This is a genomic window from Rheinheimera soli, from assembly GCF_021290985.1.
GTDB lineage: Bacteria > Pseudomonadota > Gammaproteobacteria > Enterobacterales > Alteromonadaceae > Pararheinheimera > Pararheinheimera soli.
The window spans coordinates 100,296-118,063 of record NZ_JAJOYU010000002.1; the positions used below are offsets into that span (position 1 = coordinate 100,296).

13 protein-coding genes are annotated in these 17,768 nt (G+C 46.0%); 8 read left to right on the forward strand and 5 right to left on the reverse strand.

The window, feature by feature from the left end; all coding sequences use genetic code 11:
- Positions 1-95: 95 nt before the first annotated feature.
- The 3 genes from LSG37_RS02630 to LSG37_RS02640 form a co-directional block, all read right to left on the reverse strand.
- Positions 96-2,789, reverse strand: a complete 2,694-nt coding sequence (locus LSG37_RS02630) for a TonB-dependent receptor (RefSeq protein ID WP_233078302.1) — start codon at positions 2,787-2,789, stop codon at positions 96-98.
- A 323-nt stretch (positions 2,790-3,112) separates the two neighbouring features.
- A complete protein-coding gene (locus LSG37_RS02635; protein WP_233078303.1) occupies positions 3,113-3,601 on the reverse strand; it encodes a DUF4411 family protein in 489 nt (162 codons plus the stop codon).
- Positions 3,598-4,737, reverse strand: a complete 1,140-nt coding sequence (locus LSG37_RS02640) for a helix-turn-helix domain-containing protein (RefSeq protein ID WP_233078304.1) — start codon at positions 4,735-4,737, stop codon at positions 3,598-3,600. Before LSG37_RS02640 ends, LSG37_RS02635 begins: the two co-directional genes overlap by 4 nt.
- 290 nt (positions 4,738-5,027) lie before the next feature.
- Here LSG37_RS02640 and LSG37_RS02645 point away from each other — a divergent pair, with 290 nt between their 5' ends.
- The 5 genes from LSG37_RS02645 (at position 5,028) to LSG37_RS02665 (ending at position 11,214) form a co-directional block, all read left to right on the forward strand.
- Positions 5,028-6,053, forward strand: a complete 1,026-nt coding sequence (locus LSG37_RS02645) for a hypothetical protein (RefSeq protein ID WP_233078305.1) — start codon at positions 5,028-5,030, stop codon at positions 6,051-6,053.
- Between the two features lie 693 nt (positions 6,054-6,746).
- A complete protein-coding gene (locus LSG37_RS02650; protein WP_233078306.1) occupies positions 6,747-7,712 on the forward strand; it encodes a magnesium transporter CorA family protein in 966 nt (321 codons plus the stop codon).
- 36 nt (positions 7,713-7,748) lie between these two features.
- Positions 7,749-9,095 carry a magnesium transporter gene (gene mgtE, locus LSG37_RS02655; protein WP_233078307.1) on the forward strand — a complete coding sequence of 449 codons (1,347 nt, stop codon included), beginning with the start codon at positions 7,749-7,751 and terminating at the stop codon, positions 9,093-9,095.
- A gap of 109 nt (positions 9,096-9,204) precedes the next feature.
- Positions 9,205-10,146, forward strand: a complete 942-nt coding sequence (gene rimK / locus LSG37_RS02660; protein WP_233078308.1) for a 30S ribosomal protein S6--L-glutamate ligase — start codon at positions 9,205-9,207, stop codon at positions 10,144-10,146.
- A 24-nt stretch (positions 10,147-10,170) separates the two neighbouring features.
- Positions 10,171-11,214, forward strand: a complete 1,044-nt coding sequence (locus LSG37_RS02665; protein ID WP_233078309.1) for a succinylglutamate desuccinylase/aspartoacylase family protein — start codon at positions 10,171-10,173, stop codon at positions 11,212-11,214.
- Positions 11,215-11,256: 42 nt separating this feature from the next.
- On the opposite strand, the gene LSG37_RS02670 is transcribed toward LSG37_RS02665, so the two are convergent.
- A complete protein-coding gene (locus LSG37_RS02670) occupies positions 11,257-12,975 on the reverse strand; it encodes a potassium/proton antiporter (protein ID WP_233078310.1) in 1,719 nt (572 codons plus the stop codon).
- Between the two features lie 109 nt (positions 12,976-13,084).
- A complete protein-coding gene (locus tag LSG37_RS02675; protein WP_233078311.1) occupies positions 13,085-13,399 on the reverse strand; it encodes a hypothetical protein in 315 nt (104 codons plus the stop codon).
- A 374-nt stretch (positions 13,400-13,773) separates the two neighbouring features.
- On the opposite strand from LSG37_RS02675, the gene LSG37_RS02680 reads away from it, so the two are divergent.
- The 3 genes from LSG37_RS02680 to LSG37_RS02690 all read left to right on the forward strand — a co-directional run bounded on the left by LSG37_RS02680 (position 13,774) and on the right by LSG37_RS02690 (position 17,649).
- A complete protein-coding gene (locus tag LSG37_RS02680; RefSeq protein WP_233078312.1) occupies positions 13,774-15,102 on the forward strand; it encodes an amidohydrolase in 1,329 nt (442 codons plus the stop codon).
- 177 nt (positions 15,103-15,279) lie between these two features.
- A complete protein-coding gene (locus tag LSG37_RS02685) occupies positions 15,280-17,151 on the forward strand; it encodes a DUF885 domain-containing protein (protein WP_233078313.1) in 1,872 nt (623 codons plus the stop codon).
- 126 nt (positions 17,152-17,277) lie between these two features.
- On the forward strand, positions 17,278-17,649 hold the full coding sequence (locus tag LSG37_RS02690) for a VOC family protein (protein WP_233078314.1): 372 nt from the start codon (positions 17,278-17,280) through the stop codon (positions 17,647-17,649).
- Positions 17,650-17,768: the final 119 nt, after the last annotated feature.

Here is a 17,768-nt window from a genome sequence, read left to right on the forward strand (position 1 = left end):
GCGTGGTCACAACGCCCCACCAAATCAGGTGTTAAGCGCCGGATAAAAAGAAACCGCTCAGTACGACGGAGCGGTTTCTGCACTAGTGGTTAAGCTTAGAAATTAAAGCCTGCACGCACCCCGTAATACCTTGGCATATTAAAACTGCCTTTCGGGAAGCCCTTACCTGTGTTACTCCATTGCTGGACAGTTTCGTCCGTGGCGTTGCTGACAAAAAGTTCAGCAAACCAGACCTGGCCGACCGGCTCATATTTCAGTGAAGCATTGGCTATGGTATGAGCGTCTCTGCGATCGTCTATATAACCAACAGCTTCGTCAGACACTGCAAAGTCCATATCGTCCAGATGTCTGTCGACGTTCCAGATGGTGTTGTAAGACTTATCTTTCCAACTCAGATTAAACCAGCCGTGGATAAAACCGTAGCTGCCCAAATCAAAGCTATGGGTGTAGCTTAAGTTGGCCGTGTATTTTGGCACCATCGCCAGTTGATTGCCTTTAAGGTTAGTGGTCAGCATGTCGTTTTCAGGGTCAATAGACTCTTCATAAGACAAACCAAACAGATACTCAGGGTCGTAATCCCACTTGGTGATCCAGTCTTCGGTCACCCGGGCATCAGTCCAAGTGACATAACCATTGATACGGCCTGCTGGATAAGGTTTCCAGTCAAATTCCAGCTCTAAACCTTTGATGGTCGAACCCGGTACGTTTTGAGTGTAGTAAGCAACCACTGGCATATTGCGATAATCCAGCACAGGCTGACCGTTGGCATCCAGCACAGGGCTACCATCCGGGTTCTCTACCGGCGCCAAACGTTCCACAGTGCCAACAGAACCTACAGAGGCATACTGCATATCTGTGTAGTCGGTATAGAAAAACACCGCTTGTAAGTTCAGCGAGTTATCCAACAAGCTGGTTTTTGTGCCCAGCTCATAAGTCACAACCTGCTCAGGATCAAACTGGGTTTCAATACGTTGTACCTGACCTGTTCTGTCATTGACCACTTCAAACACGTCACCAATACCACCAGCTTTAAAGCCTGAGGCCACATAGCCATACAACATGGTGTTTTCACTAAGGTCGTAGTCAAGGCCCAGACGGAAGTCATTGTTTTGCCAGCTGCCTTTGTTGTCATTGGCAAAAGAGGATTTATAGATAGACGGATCTTCAAAGGCATTGGTTGGCAGATCGGACAACACAGTGCGGTTATACCAGCCAGGTGCACAACCATCGGCATTGGAACAACGTAAAGTACGGCCGCCTTTGTCCTCTTTGGTTTCGTCACTGAAACGGTAACCTAAGGTCAGGTGCAGATCAGAAGTTAAGTTGTACGTCGCCTGACCGAAAACAGCCAAAGCGTCGGTAGAACGGTCTGGCTGATCCCAAAACGCCTTATCATCCATAGGGTTGTCGTAATAACCCACAGTAGAGGTTTTTTCATGGAACAGGTTTACGCCTGCGATCCAGACTAAATCACCCAGCTCATCCGACTGTAATTGCAACTCAGTGGAATAAGAACGTGCGCCTGTACCATCGAGGAAAAACATAGCGCCATCCCAGACATCCAGGCCAGTTTCAATATCCTGAGCCGATTGGCGCTTCATATCTTCATAGCCTGCCAACCAGACCAGATCTAACTCGTCAGTCAGTTCATAGTTTAACGTGTTGCGCAGGTAAGTGATGTCCAGCTCCAGTTTACCAGGCACGTTCACCACGGCCTGATAAGTGTTGTCGCTTGGTAAAAAGTTGGAACAGTCGCCCCCCATCTCGGTAGGTCTGCCGCGCAATTTGTCACAGTTCACCATGTCCGTAGAGCCGGCACTGTCGTTTTTGTAGTACTGGAACACAGTGTGGTTGGAGAAATTACCTGCAGCAGGTTCCCACAAGGTGCTGACGCGGAACGAATGCTCGTTGGCGTTGTTGTAAAAATCACCTTTATCTGCAGGAGTTAAAGCACGCACTTTTTGCGCTTCCGGATCTGTGCCAGCCGCATCTATCCACCAGTTTTCGCGTTGGGTTAAGGTTTGGCCTATGCCCTGATAGGAGTTTTCAGAAATCACTTCAGCGTTTAATACGCCTTGTGGTAAATAACGGGTGTCGTACTGGTTTGGATCCCAGTAGCCTTCGACATAGGAATCACGCTTTAAGCCTTTACCGGAAAAACGCACAGCAAAATCATCTGACACAGCCAGGTTAAACATACCTCCCACACTTTTGGCGTTAAATTTACCAATCTCGGTATTCAGGTTACCAAAGGTGCTGCTCATATCCGGCTTAGCCGTCAGTACGTTAATGCTGCCGACTGTAGAGTTACGGCCAAACAAAGTCCCTTGCGGACCACGCAAAGCTTCAACCCGCTCTACGTCATACATCAACGCCAGAGCGCCCTGCATACGTGGAGAATAAATACCATCCAGATGTACGCCCACTGCAGGGTCACCCAGTTCAGTGATGTTGGTGGAACGAATACCACGCATGGTAATCACAGGTGCTGCCTGCTCTGAGGAGACGGCAATATCCAGACCCGGCACTAAATTGGCGATATCCACCACGTTGTTGACGCCGCTTTGTTGCAGTTGGGCTGCACTCAGGGCCGAAATAGCCACTGGTGTTTCCATCAGTTTGGTTTTGCGTTTGGTGGCCGTGACTGAAATGACTTCCAGTTCGGTTTCATTGATGGTGGTTTGTGCTGTGGTCGTTTCGGTGCTGTTGTTAACATCCGCTTGCTGCGCGACGGCAGAAAAAGCGCATGCCATCGCTATCGCAAGCGAAAGTGCGTTACGTTTATGCATTGTCTAACCCCTGTCTGTTGATACTTTTTTGTTTTATGTTTTTATGGCGAACTAAATGCTTGGGTTTGCCACAGGTTCAACCTTAATGGCAGGCAAAGCACAGAGATACAGAGATTCGACAAGGCGAGTTGGTCACACTACAACACGATTTACACAGGGTTGTGGTGTGTCAGTATTGAAAAATAGTAATGAAAAACGGCGCAGTGGTTCTGGATATTTTGTAGGGGCGTCCCTTGCGGGCGCCCGTTTATTGAATGGAGAGCGAAAACCTTTTAAAAATTTCAACCTGCCAGTTCGCTTGTTTTAAGCATAAATATACATGCCTATATCAGACCAAACTTCGCCTTGGTTGCACGCAAAAAATCAAAGGTATTAATACAGCTAACCCCAAATTGCTTACAGATATTTGGCACTTTCACTTTTTTTGTGGTGTCGCTCACCAGGCTTTCGTGGGTCACCACCACAGCACCTGTCACCATTGCTTTGGCGATTAACCAAGGATCAGCTTTTTCAAGAAACTTGTCACGATTGCCTGGATTAAAGCTCTGAGCCATCACATAGTCGATGATGGCAATATAAGCCGTTTGGGTAGCGTCATCATCGTTGGCAATAAATTGAACACCACGAGCTTTCACCCAGTCTGCCAACGCGTCGTTACCCTCTTTTAATTCACGGCCAATCATATCAATACTGCCAGCAATACCAGCTGCAAACTGTTTGTCCAACCACTGCCAATAGGCAGGACAAAACTCCATGTCGTAATAAGAGTTTTTGGCTTCAATATAGGTATTTGCATCCAGCAGATAAATCAAAGGCCAAGCTCCTGTGCAAATTTAGCAACATTGGCAGGCTTCATGCCGAGCATCCAACCCGCATCTCTGAGCAAGAGTTTGCCATTTAAAGCCTCACTCACCACAGCTTTAGAGAACACCTGACTGATTTGAGCTTTTTTGGTTTTGAAGTAAGTCGGGCCGCCACCTTCAGTTTGTCTTTCTTGATAGGCGTCAGTTTGGGCCTTTATATAAGCCACATATTCATCCTGACCAATCAAGCCAAGTGTCAGTGCTTTTCTGGCCAATGCCCAGGTACTGACATGAAACTGAGCTTCCAGCTCCGGCAGATTTTTTTGCCACAGCTCAAGGTCTTTTCGCCAGTGCCTTAAAAATTCATCAGTAGGCACTAACATCTCAGCCGCCACAGCATTACAAAACTGTTCTTCAGCACTATGACTGTTCGCGTTGCCATCAGACACACCGGTCTGCCCAATCCAGATATGACATAACTCGTGGATCAGCGTAAACAACCTTGCACCAGGCGCATCAGCATGATTAACAAAGATAATAGGAGCAAATTCATCGCATAACGCAAAACCACGAAACTCGTCGACATTAAAAGGCCTGCTATGATGCCCCAAGCTGGATTGCCTCATGACTAAGATGCCCAAGCGTTCAATTCGCTGCACTAAGTCTCGATAATATTCAACCCAAGTGCCCCGTTTCGGGTGCGGAGGAATTTGCAGTTTTGCACGCATATCAGCAACAACAGCGGCCACACCTTGTTCAACACGAAAGCTGCCAACCAGATCAACAGGTTCCAACAGCTGACTGCGTGCATAGTCACGATACCAATCCTGACATTCCAGCATGTTCTTAAGCAGGTCGAGAAGCTCAGCACTCGGACGTCTCAGTTCGGCAGAACCAACTGTGCGTAAATCAGGGATCGGCAGGCTTTCCACAGGAGGCTGATGCAGAAACAAATAACCAAATGGCACATGGGCTTTGTCAGCAAATGCCATAGCCTGAACAAAGGTTATTTCACGTTCACCAGCTTCCCATTGCATCAACTTTTCGTCTGTCACTCCAAGCTTTCGCGCAAATTCAGGCAAAGTGAAGCCAGAACGCTCACGCGCCCAGCTCAGCATTGCTTTATTGATTTTTGCGTTGCTCATTATGACTCCCATCACCACTAGTGAGAGGTTACCCAGAAAGTCCCTGTAATTCCAGCATTCAGCAGTATTTTAGTCGTATTAAGGCTGCGGGCTTCGCCTTTTAACGACTAAAGTTACTGCAATTTTATTCGAGTAAACATTTGCAGAACTGACGCACAGCCTGCATGGATTTCGTTGATCATAACTTTAGTGCTTTCAGAAAAACATATTGAAATAGAGGTACATCAGCGGTAGGTTGATGTCTTAGTAAACGAAAAAACCATTGTAAAATAATAAGGAGAATACAGAGTATGACGAATGGAAATGCAGTAATTGAAATGGATGAAGATTCGATAAAAAAGCAAGGAGGGATCGTCGCTAAACTTCCAAAAGAACAGCTAAAATCCTTATTTTATTTATTTGCAGGAAAACCAGATTCAAGAATAAAAGTTTATCACAAGCCTCTCTTTTTAGATGTTAACGATCTTGTAGAGCTGAATGCCTGTATAACTAGAAAGCTACAATTACATAACATTGATGCTCAAATAACATCCTTAAATATTGTTTATGAGGGTGCAGATATCCAAGAATTTGGTTCGTGGAGTGAATTCGTCGAACACCATTGGCAAACCCCTGACTGTATAGAGGAAATTGTAATTAAATGGGATTTCATGGTTTGCATTCAAGGCTTCGATTTACCTCAAAGACACACCTTGCTTGTTAGAGTTTCATCAGATATGAAACCTGGAAAATTTATGCAAATGATGGCATCAGGAAATTCTGACGATTTTGATCAAATTGATGTTATGACTGCTCCTGCGTTCTGTCGAGTTGACTTTATCAATGCACAAATCAGTAAAGAACTGATTAATGAAGTTAGTGATTGGGTTAATGGCCGAAAGGAACCTGCTTTGATCACAGACTTTTATTATTGGTTTAAGAAACGACGTCAGACTATCGCAGAATTAATTCATCATGCAGTCATTTTTATGTACGCAACTTTATGGGTTTCCAGCTTCTTATGGGTCAACACAAATTTGTATGGTGGAACAATGGCAATGCATGTTATCGCCATTTGGCTTTTTTTAGGATTGTACGCATTTACGCCAACAGGGAAAATTGGGCACCTAATGGCAAGTAAAGTTTATGGTGCATTAGATAATATTAACGGAAAAAAGGTAGTTTTTAATTTTACCTCTGGCGACAAAAAACGTAATGCTGAGTCCATAGATATTAACAAGCAACATGGGAAAAACTTTCTAAAACAATCAGGATGGTCTCTTGTTCTAAATATCTTTGCTGGAGTTATTGCATCATATCTTTACATGAATAGCTAATCACTCAATAAATTGTCTAATTCCGTTCCGGCAACAAACTGAGTGGCCGGAACGGAATTAACTAAGCCCACCGTACATGAATATATATTAGGTACATCAGTTCCACTTTTCCTTCTTTACGACAGTTATAGAAATGGCAATACCCACTACAGCAACCGAATCTCAACAGGGGCGCTGCTTTTTCCATCAAACCCTTTAATCTAAGTGCAAGATCCACAACAGCATTTGCATTCATACAGGCTTTTGAAGGCACAGGGTCAGGTCTTGCGGTGTGCGTCATTTCCGCACATCGCTCTTTGCTAGCAATCAATAAATCATACCAACTACTGGCACCAAATCCCTATTGGGGCGCGAGCCGGACAAAATTGGGTGGCCAAGGTTTTAAGGCTGGGAGTGTCTGAGTGAGGAGCGGTAGCGACGAGCGAGTTACCCAGCCGCCTTGGACGCACAATTTTGGGCCGGGATTTCGCTGCGACCTAGGGTCGCCTTTTCTTTGGATACTTGTCTTTTGGCGAAGCAAAAGAAAGTATCTCGCCAAAGGCGAAAGCCTTTAAGTAAAAAATCTAGCAGGAACATGAAGTCCTGCTCAGTTTTCCACCAAACGCTTTAATCTAAGTCCAAGATCCACAACAGCATTTGCATTCATACAGCCTTTTTGCTTATGCTGCCAAAAGCACACAAAAGGCCGCAGCAATGATAGAACTTCACCAGTATTGTCCAGAGCAACAACAATGGCAGATCAGCGATTTTCAAACGCTGCGTTACCCCTTGTTAACCGATACCAAAATCTGGATTAATTTGACTGCAGCCACTCAAATGGAACAGCAACAGGTGCTGGAGTTCTTTCGTATTCACCCTGTGGTTGCCGAAGATTTTCTGCGTGAACGCCATCCACCCAAGATGGAGTTCAGCGACAGTTTCAGCTTGCTGATTTTGCGTGGCTTTTCAGCTCCGGATTTCAGTGATTATCCGGGCCATAGCCAAATTTCGGTGTTGTTTAACGAACAAGTGATTCTGGTGAAATACCATAGCCCGCTTGATGACAGCAAAATTGACTTACCCTTCTCTTCACTGGTCGGCATTGAAAAATTTAAAGACTGGATTAAAAAGTATATCCACGCCATATCAGGTACTTACCTGGAAAAGCTGCTGCAGTTTGAGGACGAGTTAGGTGAGCTGGAAGACAGTATGCAAGCCAATGGTAATGATCAGGAAATGGCGAAAATTATGAAATACCGCTCGGTGTTTCGTAAAATCGACCGCAACCTGGCCTACCAGAAAGAAATGTTTTCTGATCTCTTGTTTGAAGAGGATGCCAGCCATCCATTTAAACGTCATTTTGAGCCGATAGAATTGCGCGATTTTTACGAGAAGTTCGAGCGCCTGCACAGTATGACGCAGATGTATTATGACCAATTGAGTGATTTGGTCGATGGTTATATGTCGACTTCATCACACCAAATTAATGAAAAAATGAAAGTGCTGACCATGCTCAGTGCAGTGTTTATTCCACTGACCTTTATTGTTGGTGTGTACGGCATGAATTTTAAGTATATGCCCGAGCTGGAAAATCCTTTCGGCTACTATATTACCTGGGGCCTGATGCTTGGATTAGCTTTGGGCCTGTTAGCCTTATTTAAAATCCGCCGTTGGTGGTAAAGCTGTAGCGTCAATGCAGACAGCAGGAGCGGTTTAATGGTTGAAAATACCCCACTGGATATTGAAGAAATAGTCCGGGACAGTTTTGATGAAAACGAAACTGAGCAACTGGCAGAAAAACTGGACCAATTAGAGCCGGAAGAGATTGCTATTGCGCTTGAAGCCATGCCGTTGGAACAGCGGGTTAGCACCTGGCTGACGCTGGAAAAAGAACAACAAATTGCCTCATTGACTTACATGAGGGTCGACGCCCGTAGCAATATCTTTAAACAACTGGAAACAGCGCAGCTGCGCGAGCTGGTTGAAGAAATTGATGTAGACGACTTAATTGAGCTGCTCGACGAATTACCTGACGCTATTTATCAATACGCCTGCTCGCGCATGGATCAAAGCGAAAAGCGCTGGCTCGATCAGGCCTTAACTTACGATGACGAGCAGTGTGGCCGTTATGCCGATCACGATGTATTAATTGTCAGTAAAAACGCCAAAGTACGGGACGCAGTACGGTTATTTAAAAAGCTAACCGAAGATGCCGAATATCAAGAAGCCTTGTTTGTCGTCGACCGCACAGGCCGTTATGTGGGGCTGTTGCAAGGCATACGTTTATTAGGCCAGCCGAATCATATGCCAGTGGTCGAGTTTATCGACGCAGAAGCCCCTGTAGTACAAGGCGATATGGAGCTGGATACAGGCTCGGATTTAGTAGCGCGTTCTGGCTACAGTGCTTTGGCGGTTGTAGACAGCGAAGGCAAACTTTTAGGCCGTTTATCTATAGGTGAAGCGCTGGAAAACGTGCGTCGCAGCCTTGAAGGCCAGTTTATGCACACAGCGGGTTTAGACGAAGAGGAAGACTTATTCGCCCCTATCATCAACAGCGCCAAACGCCGGGCTTTATGGCTGGGTATTAACTTATTGACCGCATTTTTAGCGGCATGGACCATAGGCTTATTTGAAGCGACTTTGCAGCAAGTGGTTGCTTTGGCGGTATTGATGCCTATTGTCGCCTCTATGGGCGGCATTGCAGGCAGCCAAACCTTAACCCTGATTATCCGGGGTTTAGCACTTGGTCAAATTACCCCTCAAACCTATTGGACTTTAATGCGCAAAGAATTGAGCATAGGTGCTATCAATGGTGTGATCTGGGCTTTGGTCATTGCAGGCATCACTTACCTTTGGTTTGGTGACTGGATTATCGCAGGCGTGATCAGCTTTGCCATCGTCATCAATATTTGTGTGGCAGCCTTTAGTGGTGTGGTGATCCCGGTCTGGCTGGAAAAAATGAAAATAGACCCAGCCCTGTCTGGTTCGGTCATTTTAACCACAGTGACAGATGTGATAGGTTTTTTTGCCTTCCTCGGTTTAGGTTCACTGTTCTTACTTTAAGGTGGTAAGGCTTTAGTGTGAATTTTTTGATTTTTTACAGATACTTGGCACTCAAAGCACACTAGAATAGTCTCAACAGATAAATTCAGAGCCTGATGATGGTGTTGTTATGAAAATTGCGGTCTTATCGCGCAATAGTGAGTTGTATTCTACCCGCCGTCTGGTTGAAGCGGCGGAAGAGCGGGGTCACCAAATCGAGGTGATAGACCCGCTGATGTGTTATATGAACATCAACAAAACCAAATCCGGCATTCACTATAAAGGTGAAGTGCTGGAGCAGTTTGATGCCGTGATCCCCAGAGTTGGTGCTTCCATTACCTTTTATGGCACCGCTGTACTGCGTCAGTTTGAAATGATGGGCGTCTATGCGCTGAATGAATCCAGCGCCATCAGCCGTGCCCGCGACAAACTCTGTTCCCTGCAATTATTAGCCCGCGAAGGTATAGGTTTGCCTATCACTGGTTTTGCCGATAAACCCGGTGATATCCCCGATTTAATAGATATGGTCGGCGGCGCTCCGCTGGTCATTAAGCTTTTAGAAGGTACTCAGGGCATAGGCGTGGTACTGGCTGAAACCCGCACTGCAGCCGAAAGTGTGATTGAAGCTTTTATGGGCCTGAACGCCAATATTCTGGTGCAGGAGTACATTAAAGAAGCCAATGGCGCTGATATCCGCTGCTTTATTATTGGCACTAAAATTGTTGCCTCAATGAAACGTCAGGCCAAAGCCGGTGAGTTTCGTTCCAACTTACACAGAGGCGGCACAGCCTCTATTGTAAAACTCAGCGCAGATGAAAAACGCACTGCATTGGCTGCCGCTAAAACTATGGGCTTGCAAGTGGCAGGTGTAGATATTCTGCGCTCCAACCATGGTCCTGTGGTGATGGAAGTGAACAGTTCTCCGGGTTTAGAGGGCATAGAAGGTGCAACCGACATTGATGTAGCTGAGCTTATGATCCAGCATCTGGAAAAACAAGTGCCTTTGCATCAGGCTCGTATGGAACAAAAAGCGTTGCAAAAAGCGCAGCGGAAAAAGCTGGCAACAAAGTAAGTTTCGACAACAGAAGGCAATCCCATGCTTACGGAAAAAAGACAGGCTTTTACTTTAGGTGGCACTGTGATCGAGCCCGGTGAACGGGCTGTGGTCGATATTCCATTTGGCAAACTTTACACCCACACCGAGCTGAATATAGGCGCTCATGTGGTGCATGGTAAAAGACCGGGGCCTGTACTTTTGATTACCTCTGCTTTGCATGGGGATGAAATTAACGGCGTCGAAATTTGCCGCCGCTTGCTGAAATGGCCCAAGCTGAACCAGCTTAAAGGTACTTTAGTGGTGGTTCCTATAGTCAACACTTACGGTTTTGTGCAGCAATCCCGCTATCTGCCTGACAGACGCGACTTAAACCGCAGTTTTCCAGGCAGCGAAAAAGGCTCACTGGGCAGCCGTATGGCCTTTCAGTTTACTGAGCGTATTTTAAAACAATGCACTCATGTGATTGATTTACATACAGGCGCAATTCATCGCAGCAACTTGCCTCAGGTACGGGCCAGTGCGAAAGACAAAGTGGCATTGCAAATGGCCGAAATTTTTAACGCCCCTATTATTATCAAGGCCGCCAGCCGTGAAGGCACAATGCGGGGTACAGCCAACAGTTTAGGCATTCCTATTATTTTGTACGAAGCAGGTGAAGCACTGCGTTTTGACGAGCAATCGATCAAAGTGGGTGTACGCGGCATTATGAACGTGATGCAGGATTTAGGCATGTTCAGCCCCAGCAAAAAAACCATCAAAACAGGCTCTTTGTTCAGCAAAAAAAGTAGCTGGATCAGAGCTGAGCACGACGGCATAGCCCGCTATTACGTTGGCCTTGGCCAAACCGTACAACAAGGAGATGTACTGGCGCATATCTACAGCCCCTACTCCGACTTTGAAGTGGCAGTAGAAGCCAGTTTTAACGGCATAGTGATAGGCAGAAATAACTTACCTCTGGTGAACGAAGGCGAAGCTTTGTTTCATATAGCCGAAGTCAGCTCTTTGGATGAAGCAGAAAAAACCCTGGATGCCATCAGCGACGAAGTCGACGCCGCCATGCCGCCAGTTCTGGGCGTGGTGTAAGACTGCAGGTCAGAACTATCACTCTGACCTGCCTTGCTATCTTTAGTTGGCGTGAACAGCAGGCGCTATACCCACTGTGGTGATACGTTGCCCTACCATTTCACGCACATAAAGCGTGACAGCACCAAAGTCTTGACTATCCCCCACAGCAGGAACCTCTGCTAAAGCCTGACGTAACACCTCATCCAAGGACAAATGCCCATCAGCAGAAAGCTTGATGCCATAAGAGTGTGATAAGTCTTCTACTTTGGTGTAGCCCTTTAGTTTCAACTCTGCTGCTGGTAATTCCAGATGATCGCTTTTGGCTATGCCAGAACAGACCAGGTCAACAAAATCACGAACATCAGGTTTCATCACAATAAATAAATGATCGCCTGCGTGCAGGAAGGTCGAACCCCGTGGCGGGATCACCTCATTGCCTCTGGTGATCATCGCCACCACTGTACCGTCAGGCAAAGCCATTTGGGATAAACGACGGCCCGAAGCGCGCGAACTGTCGCCCAGCTGATACTCCACAATATCGGCATCTACATCACCTAAAGCGGTAATTTCCAGTGTAGCCGCAGGAGTGGCCGGAGCTGGTTCTGTTAATCCCAAAGCCCGGGCCATCAAGGGTAAAGTTGACCCCTGCACTGTGGCCGAAATCAGCACCACGAAAAACACCACACTAAAAATCAGTTCGGCGCCGGGCAACCCATACATCAACGGATAAATAGCCAAAATAATAGGCACTGAACCTCTTAAGCCAACCCAGGACACTAAGGTGATTTCTTTCATACTAAAACCAAATAACTTCAGCACCGGCAGCACGGACAAAGGCCGCGCCAGTAAGGTCAACACCAGTGCAATCAACAAACCTTCAAACCAGACATCCAGCAAGGTAGAAGGGTTAATCAGTAAGCCTAAGATCACAAACATAATAATTTGGCCCAACCAGGCCAGACCGTCGTGAAATAAGAAGGTGCTGCGCTGAAACACAAACCTGCTGTTGCCTATCACTACCCCTGCAATAAAGATGGCTAAAAAGCCACTGCCACCCAAATTGGCCGCAACGCCAAAGGCCAGTAAACCAAAAGCCGCCACCATCACAGGGTATAAACCCGAAGTCGTCAGATGAATACGGTTAATAATACGCACGGACAACCAGCCCGCAGCCAAACCTACCACTGAACCTATGCCCATTTGCTGCACAAACAACATCAGCAAGCCTGTGCCTGGTTCTAAGCTTTTTACCAGTACTTCCAACAAGCCTACAGTTAAAAATATAGCCATAGGGTCGTTCGTCGCGCTTTCAATTTCCAGCGTGGCTTTCAGGCGTGGGTTAATATGAATACCTGCGTTACGCAACAATGAAAATACAGCTGCAGCGTCGGTAGAACCTACAATAGCGCCAATCAGTAAGCCATAAAACAGAGACACATCGAGAATATAAGCGGCGGCAACACCAGTAATAACAGCTGTGACTAACACTCCAAAAGTGGCCAGCACAGAAGCAGGTTTCCATACCTGCTTAATGGAGGTCATTGGCGTTTGCAAACCACCATCAAACAAAATAATGGCTAAGGCCAGAGACCCGAGTGCGTGCGCAATTTCGGCATTATCAAAAACAACACCACCCGGGCCATCTTCCCCTGCCAGCATCCCCACCATAAGAAACAACACCAGTACAGGCAAACCCAGTCTGGCCGACAATTTACTGGAAACAATACCGAAGATAATTAAAATCGCGGCTAATAAAATAATTTGATCAATCACAAACATAGATTGGCTCTCTCATCACTAAAGCTGCGGGCTATGCCCACGAAGAAGATCTTTTTGCAGCCCCACCTTGATTTTCAAAAGGCGCAGTCTGCATCACTGCAAGTATGAACTAACCAACAAACAAAGGAGGTGCCCTGGCGGAAAAACGCCTGATGCTGGCAGCTAGATAGCTAGAAGTTAACTTCTGGTTTGCAGAACAAGTTGCGGCAACACACTCAAACTGCTGCCATAACACTACAGCCTTGTCTGGCTCAGCAGACAGATCAGCGTGTTTAACGGGTTGAGCAACAGAGGTCAGTTGCGACAATCCATGCGGCTGATTTGCTTGCACTGCCTCCAGCAAATTCCGGGCAGCAGAAGAGTCTGAGGCCACAAACAAGGACCCCAGATAAAAAAACAATGCAATTAAACCTAAGCGCTTCATCCGAATACCCTGAACTTATCCAAATCAAAAAGCCTGCGGGCATGACGTACTGATACAAGCCTGTCGATCATAACATCGGACAAGCATTAACTAATGACTAAATTACCCCTATCTATGGTTTTCCAGCAACAGAATTTCAACCCATAACAGAGAAACAAGAAAAATAATTTAAAAACATAAGCTTAGTCTATTAAATAGGCTGTATTTATTTAGAGCTGCAACACCTCATGCTATGCCTGATTGCAAGCGCCAGTTATCTTTCGCTGACTGGTTTTGAGCGCATAACGAGGTAAGTCCCTTGTTCTTTGCTGCTTTTTTATGCTGTGATGTTTTGGCTGGCCACAAACTCATAAAATAACAAAAAGGATTTCAAAATGCGCTTGCTCCCTCTCACCTGTTTAATCAGCTCAGCTTTTATCAGCACCAGCAGCCTGGCTGCGCCAAAAGACTTAGCTGACACTATTCACACCGATTACCAACAGCACCTTGAGCCGCTGTTTAAGCATTTCCACCAAAACCCGGAACTGTCTTTTATGGAAGTCAAAACGGCCGAACGTTTAGCCAAAGAGCTTAAAGCTGCAGGTTTTGAGGTCACTACTGGTGTCGGGAAAACAGGGGTGGTCGCCATTTTGAAAAATGGTAAAGGCCCATTGGTGATGATGCGTGCTGATATGGATGCCTTGCCGGTAGAAGAAAAAAGTGGTTTGCCTTATGCGTCCAAAGTAAAAAGCAAAGACTGGAACGGCAACGAAGTGTCAGTGATGCATGCTTGTGGTCACGATATGCATATCACCAGCTTAGTGGGCACAGCACGGCAAATGGTAAAAATTAAAGATCAATGGCAAGGCACGCTGATGCTGGTAGGCCAACCCGCTGAGGAATATGTGGGCGGCGCTCAAAGCATGCGTGACGACAAAATCTGGGAACGTTTTGGCACACCTGATTACGCCATGGCTTTGCATGTATCCAGTGAAATTGAAGCGGGTAAAATTGTTGCCGTTGAAGGCTCGCCCTACTCTGGTGTGGATTCGGTCGATATCCGTATTCATGGTGTAGGTGCACATGGTGCCAGCCCCCACCGTGGTAAAGACCCTATAGTCTTGGGCTCACAAATTGTCTTGGCGCTGCAAACCATTGTCAGCCGTGAAATCGCCCCGAAAGAGCCCAGCGTGATTACCGTCGGATCTTTTCATGCAGGATCGAAACACAACATCATTCCAGACTCTGCGCATTTGCAGCTGACAGTACGCAACGACACCCTGGAAACCCGTGAACAACTGATTAGCGCCATTAAAAGAGTGGCGACCAATATGGGCCGGGTAGCTGGTTTGCCTGAAGATAAATTGCCTGAAGTGACTGTGGATCCACAAACAACGCCACCTACAGTCAACGATATTCCGCTGACCCAACGTTTGAAGCAGCGCTGGGTTAGTCACTTTGGCGCAGATATTCTGGATCAGAACTATAAACGTTTAGGCATGGGTGCTGAAGACTACCCTTTTTTAATTATGAACCCGACCATTCAGAGTGTGTATTTCCAGATAGGCGGCACACCTAAGGAAGACTTTGAACGGGAAAAACAAGGCGGCGCTCCGGTGCCAAGCCATCATAGTCCGCTTTTTAAAATTGCACCTGAACCTGCAATCAAAGCCGGTGTAGAAGCCACAGTAGTGGCGTTGCTTGATTTGATGCCTAAACAATAAATCAGACTGCGGTTGGTGCTGGTCAGGCCTTGTCTTTGACAGGCCTTTTTGAAAGATAAACTTACAATTGAGTTTCGACTCTTAGGGGAAATCAGGTTAGTCTGGTATCTGCATTATCAGTGATGTTGTTTGAACCTGATGATGCTCCATAATCAATAACTAAAAGGAAAACGCAAAGTGCGCCATTCATTGTTAGCTCTTAGCATTGCCGCATTACTGGCAGGCTGTAGTCCGGCCCAGGACACATCAACCACCACCACAACCACAGCTGAAACGACCACGGCAGCAGAAACCAAAGCGGCTTTATCTGAATCCGAGCGTTTGAACCAGTGGTTTGAAACCAAATACGAAGAGCAGCTGCAAATGAGCCCGCTGCAAATGACCTTTTTAGGCCGTAAAGATAAGCAGGATCAAATTGACGACGTCACAGAAGAAGCCGAAGACAAACAATTGGCCTGGGCTGCTGCTTCTGTTGAAGAGTTAAAATCTCAGTTTGATTACACCAAGTTAGATACTGAAGCCAAAACCTCTTATGACCTATGGATTTACCAGTACGAACAAAGCCGTGACGCCGCAGCATTTCGTGTAAACAACTACGTGTTTAACCAGATGCAGGGCATACATGCCTTGTTGCCACAATTGCTGATGAACTTCCATAAAGTAGACGAAGTGGTTGATATGGAAGCCTACGTCAAACGTATTGGTGGCATCGCTAAAGCCATTGCGGATTTACAGCAACGTGCCGCCAAATACGCCGAAGCAGGTGTACGCCCTCCACGTTTTGCTTACGAAGGTGTACTGGAACAGGTCAATAACCTGTTAAATGGCGCACCATTTAAAGAAAGCGATAAAGACGCGCCTTTATGGGCTGATGCTAAAGCTAAAGTGGAAGCACTGAAAAAAGCCGACAAACTGGATGATAAAAAAGCCGAGCAGTTACTGGCCGATGCTAAATCTGCCTTAACTACTCAATTCCAGCCTTCTTATGAAGCCTTAACTGCCTTTTTAACCAGCGAACTGGATAAAACTCAGGTCAATGTGACAGGTGTATCGACTCAGCCCAATGGCGTGGCGTATTACAACCATCGCTTGGCGCAATCGACGACAACAAACTTAACTGCTGACGAAATTCATCAGATTGGTTTAAATGAAGTAGACCGCCTGACCAAAGAAATGATTGCTATCAAAGATAAAGTGGGCTTTAAAGGCTCGTTAAAAGAGTTCTTCACTTTTATCAAAACTGACGCTCAGTTCTTTTATCCGGATACAGATGAAGGCCGTCAGGGTTATATCACTGACTCAGAAGCTTATTTAGCCTTTATTGAGAAAAAACTGCCGGAATACTTTGGCATTCTGCCCAAAGCTGCCTTGACAGTAAAACGGGTTGAAGCCTTCCGTGAACAACCAGGTGCGGCTCAGCATTATTTCCCGGGTACACCAGATGGTAAACGTCCAGGCATTTACTACGCGCATTTGTCTGATATGAAACAAATGCCAAAAAATGAAATGGAAGCCATTGCCTATCACGAAGGTAGCCCTGGCCACCATATGCAAATTTCTATTGCTCAGGAATTGACATCAGTTCCAACGTTCCGTACTCAGGCTAGTTTCACTGCCTATATTGAAGGCTGGGCTTTGTACTCTGAATTGCTGGCCAAAGAAATGGGTGCCTACCAGAATGACTACTCCGACTTCGGCCGCTTAATCACAGAAATGTGGCGTGCCGTTCGTTTAGTGGTTGATACAGGTATGCACAGCAAAGGCTGGACTGAACAACAAGGTATTGAGTACTTCAAAGAAAAAACTCCTGTTGCTGAAGGCGCAGTCACCTCTGAAGTGCGTCGTTATTTAGTATGGCCAGGCCAGGCAACAGCCTACAAAATTGGTATGTTAAAAATTCTGGAAATCCGTGCTAAAGCCAAAGAGCAGTTAGGCGACAAGTTCGATATCCGTGGTTTTCACGACACCATCTTAGGTGGCGGTGCATTACCTCTGCAAGTACTGGAAAAACGTGTACAGAACTGGGTAGACAGCGTAAAAGCCGCTTAATCCAGTGACAAAGAGTTTAAAATGGCCCTTGAATGGGCCATTTTTTTGTCTCACTTTGGATTTCCGTGCAACCAGTTCGCTACTGCGGACGTATTGACTACAGTTTTTTCACAACAGGATGCTTTTATGTTTAGCTACGCCACTTTAGGTTCTAATGATTTAAACAAATCAGTACAGTTTTATCTGGATTTATTAAAGGATCAGGGTGCAAAAACTCTGATTAAAATGGATCGTATTGTATTTATTGGTAAAAATATGCAAAGCCCTATGTTGGCCATTTGCATTCCTTTCAACCAGGAACCGGCCACACCAGGCAATGGCACTATGTTGTCCATAGCTCCGGGTAGCAAAGAAAAAGTAGATGAGCTGTATCATAAAGCTATATCACTAGGCGCACGTTGCGAGGGAGCACCAGGACAACGTATTGAAAAGACCTTTTACGGGGCTTACGTGCGGGATTTAGATGGTAATAAACTTTGTTTTAATCATTTCGGTTAACCCGCTACAAGGCAATAAGTCTGAGTATTCAGGCTTATTGCCATGATGATTTAAAGGTTGTGTTTTTAGCTTTTCAAATGTTAACCTTGTGTTCACTATTACACTGATTACAGGGACGC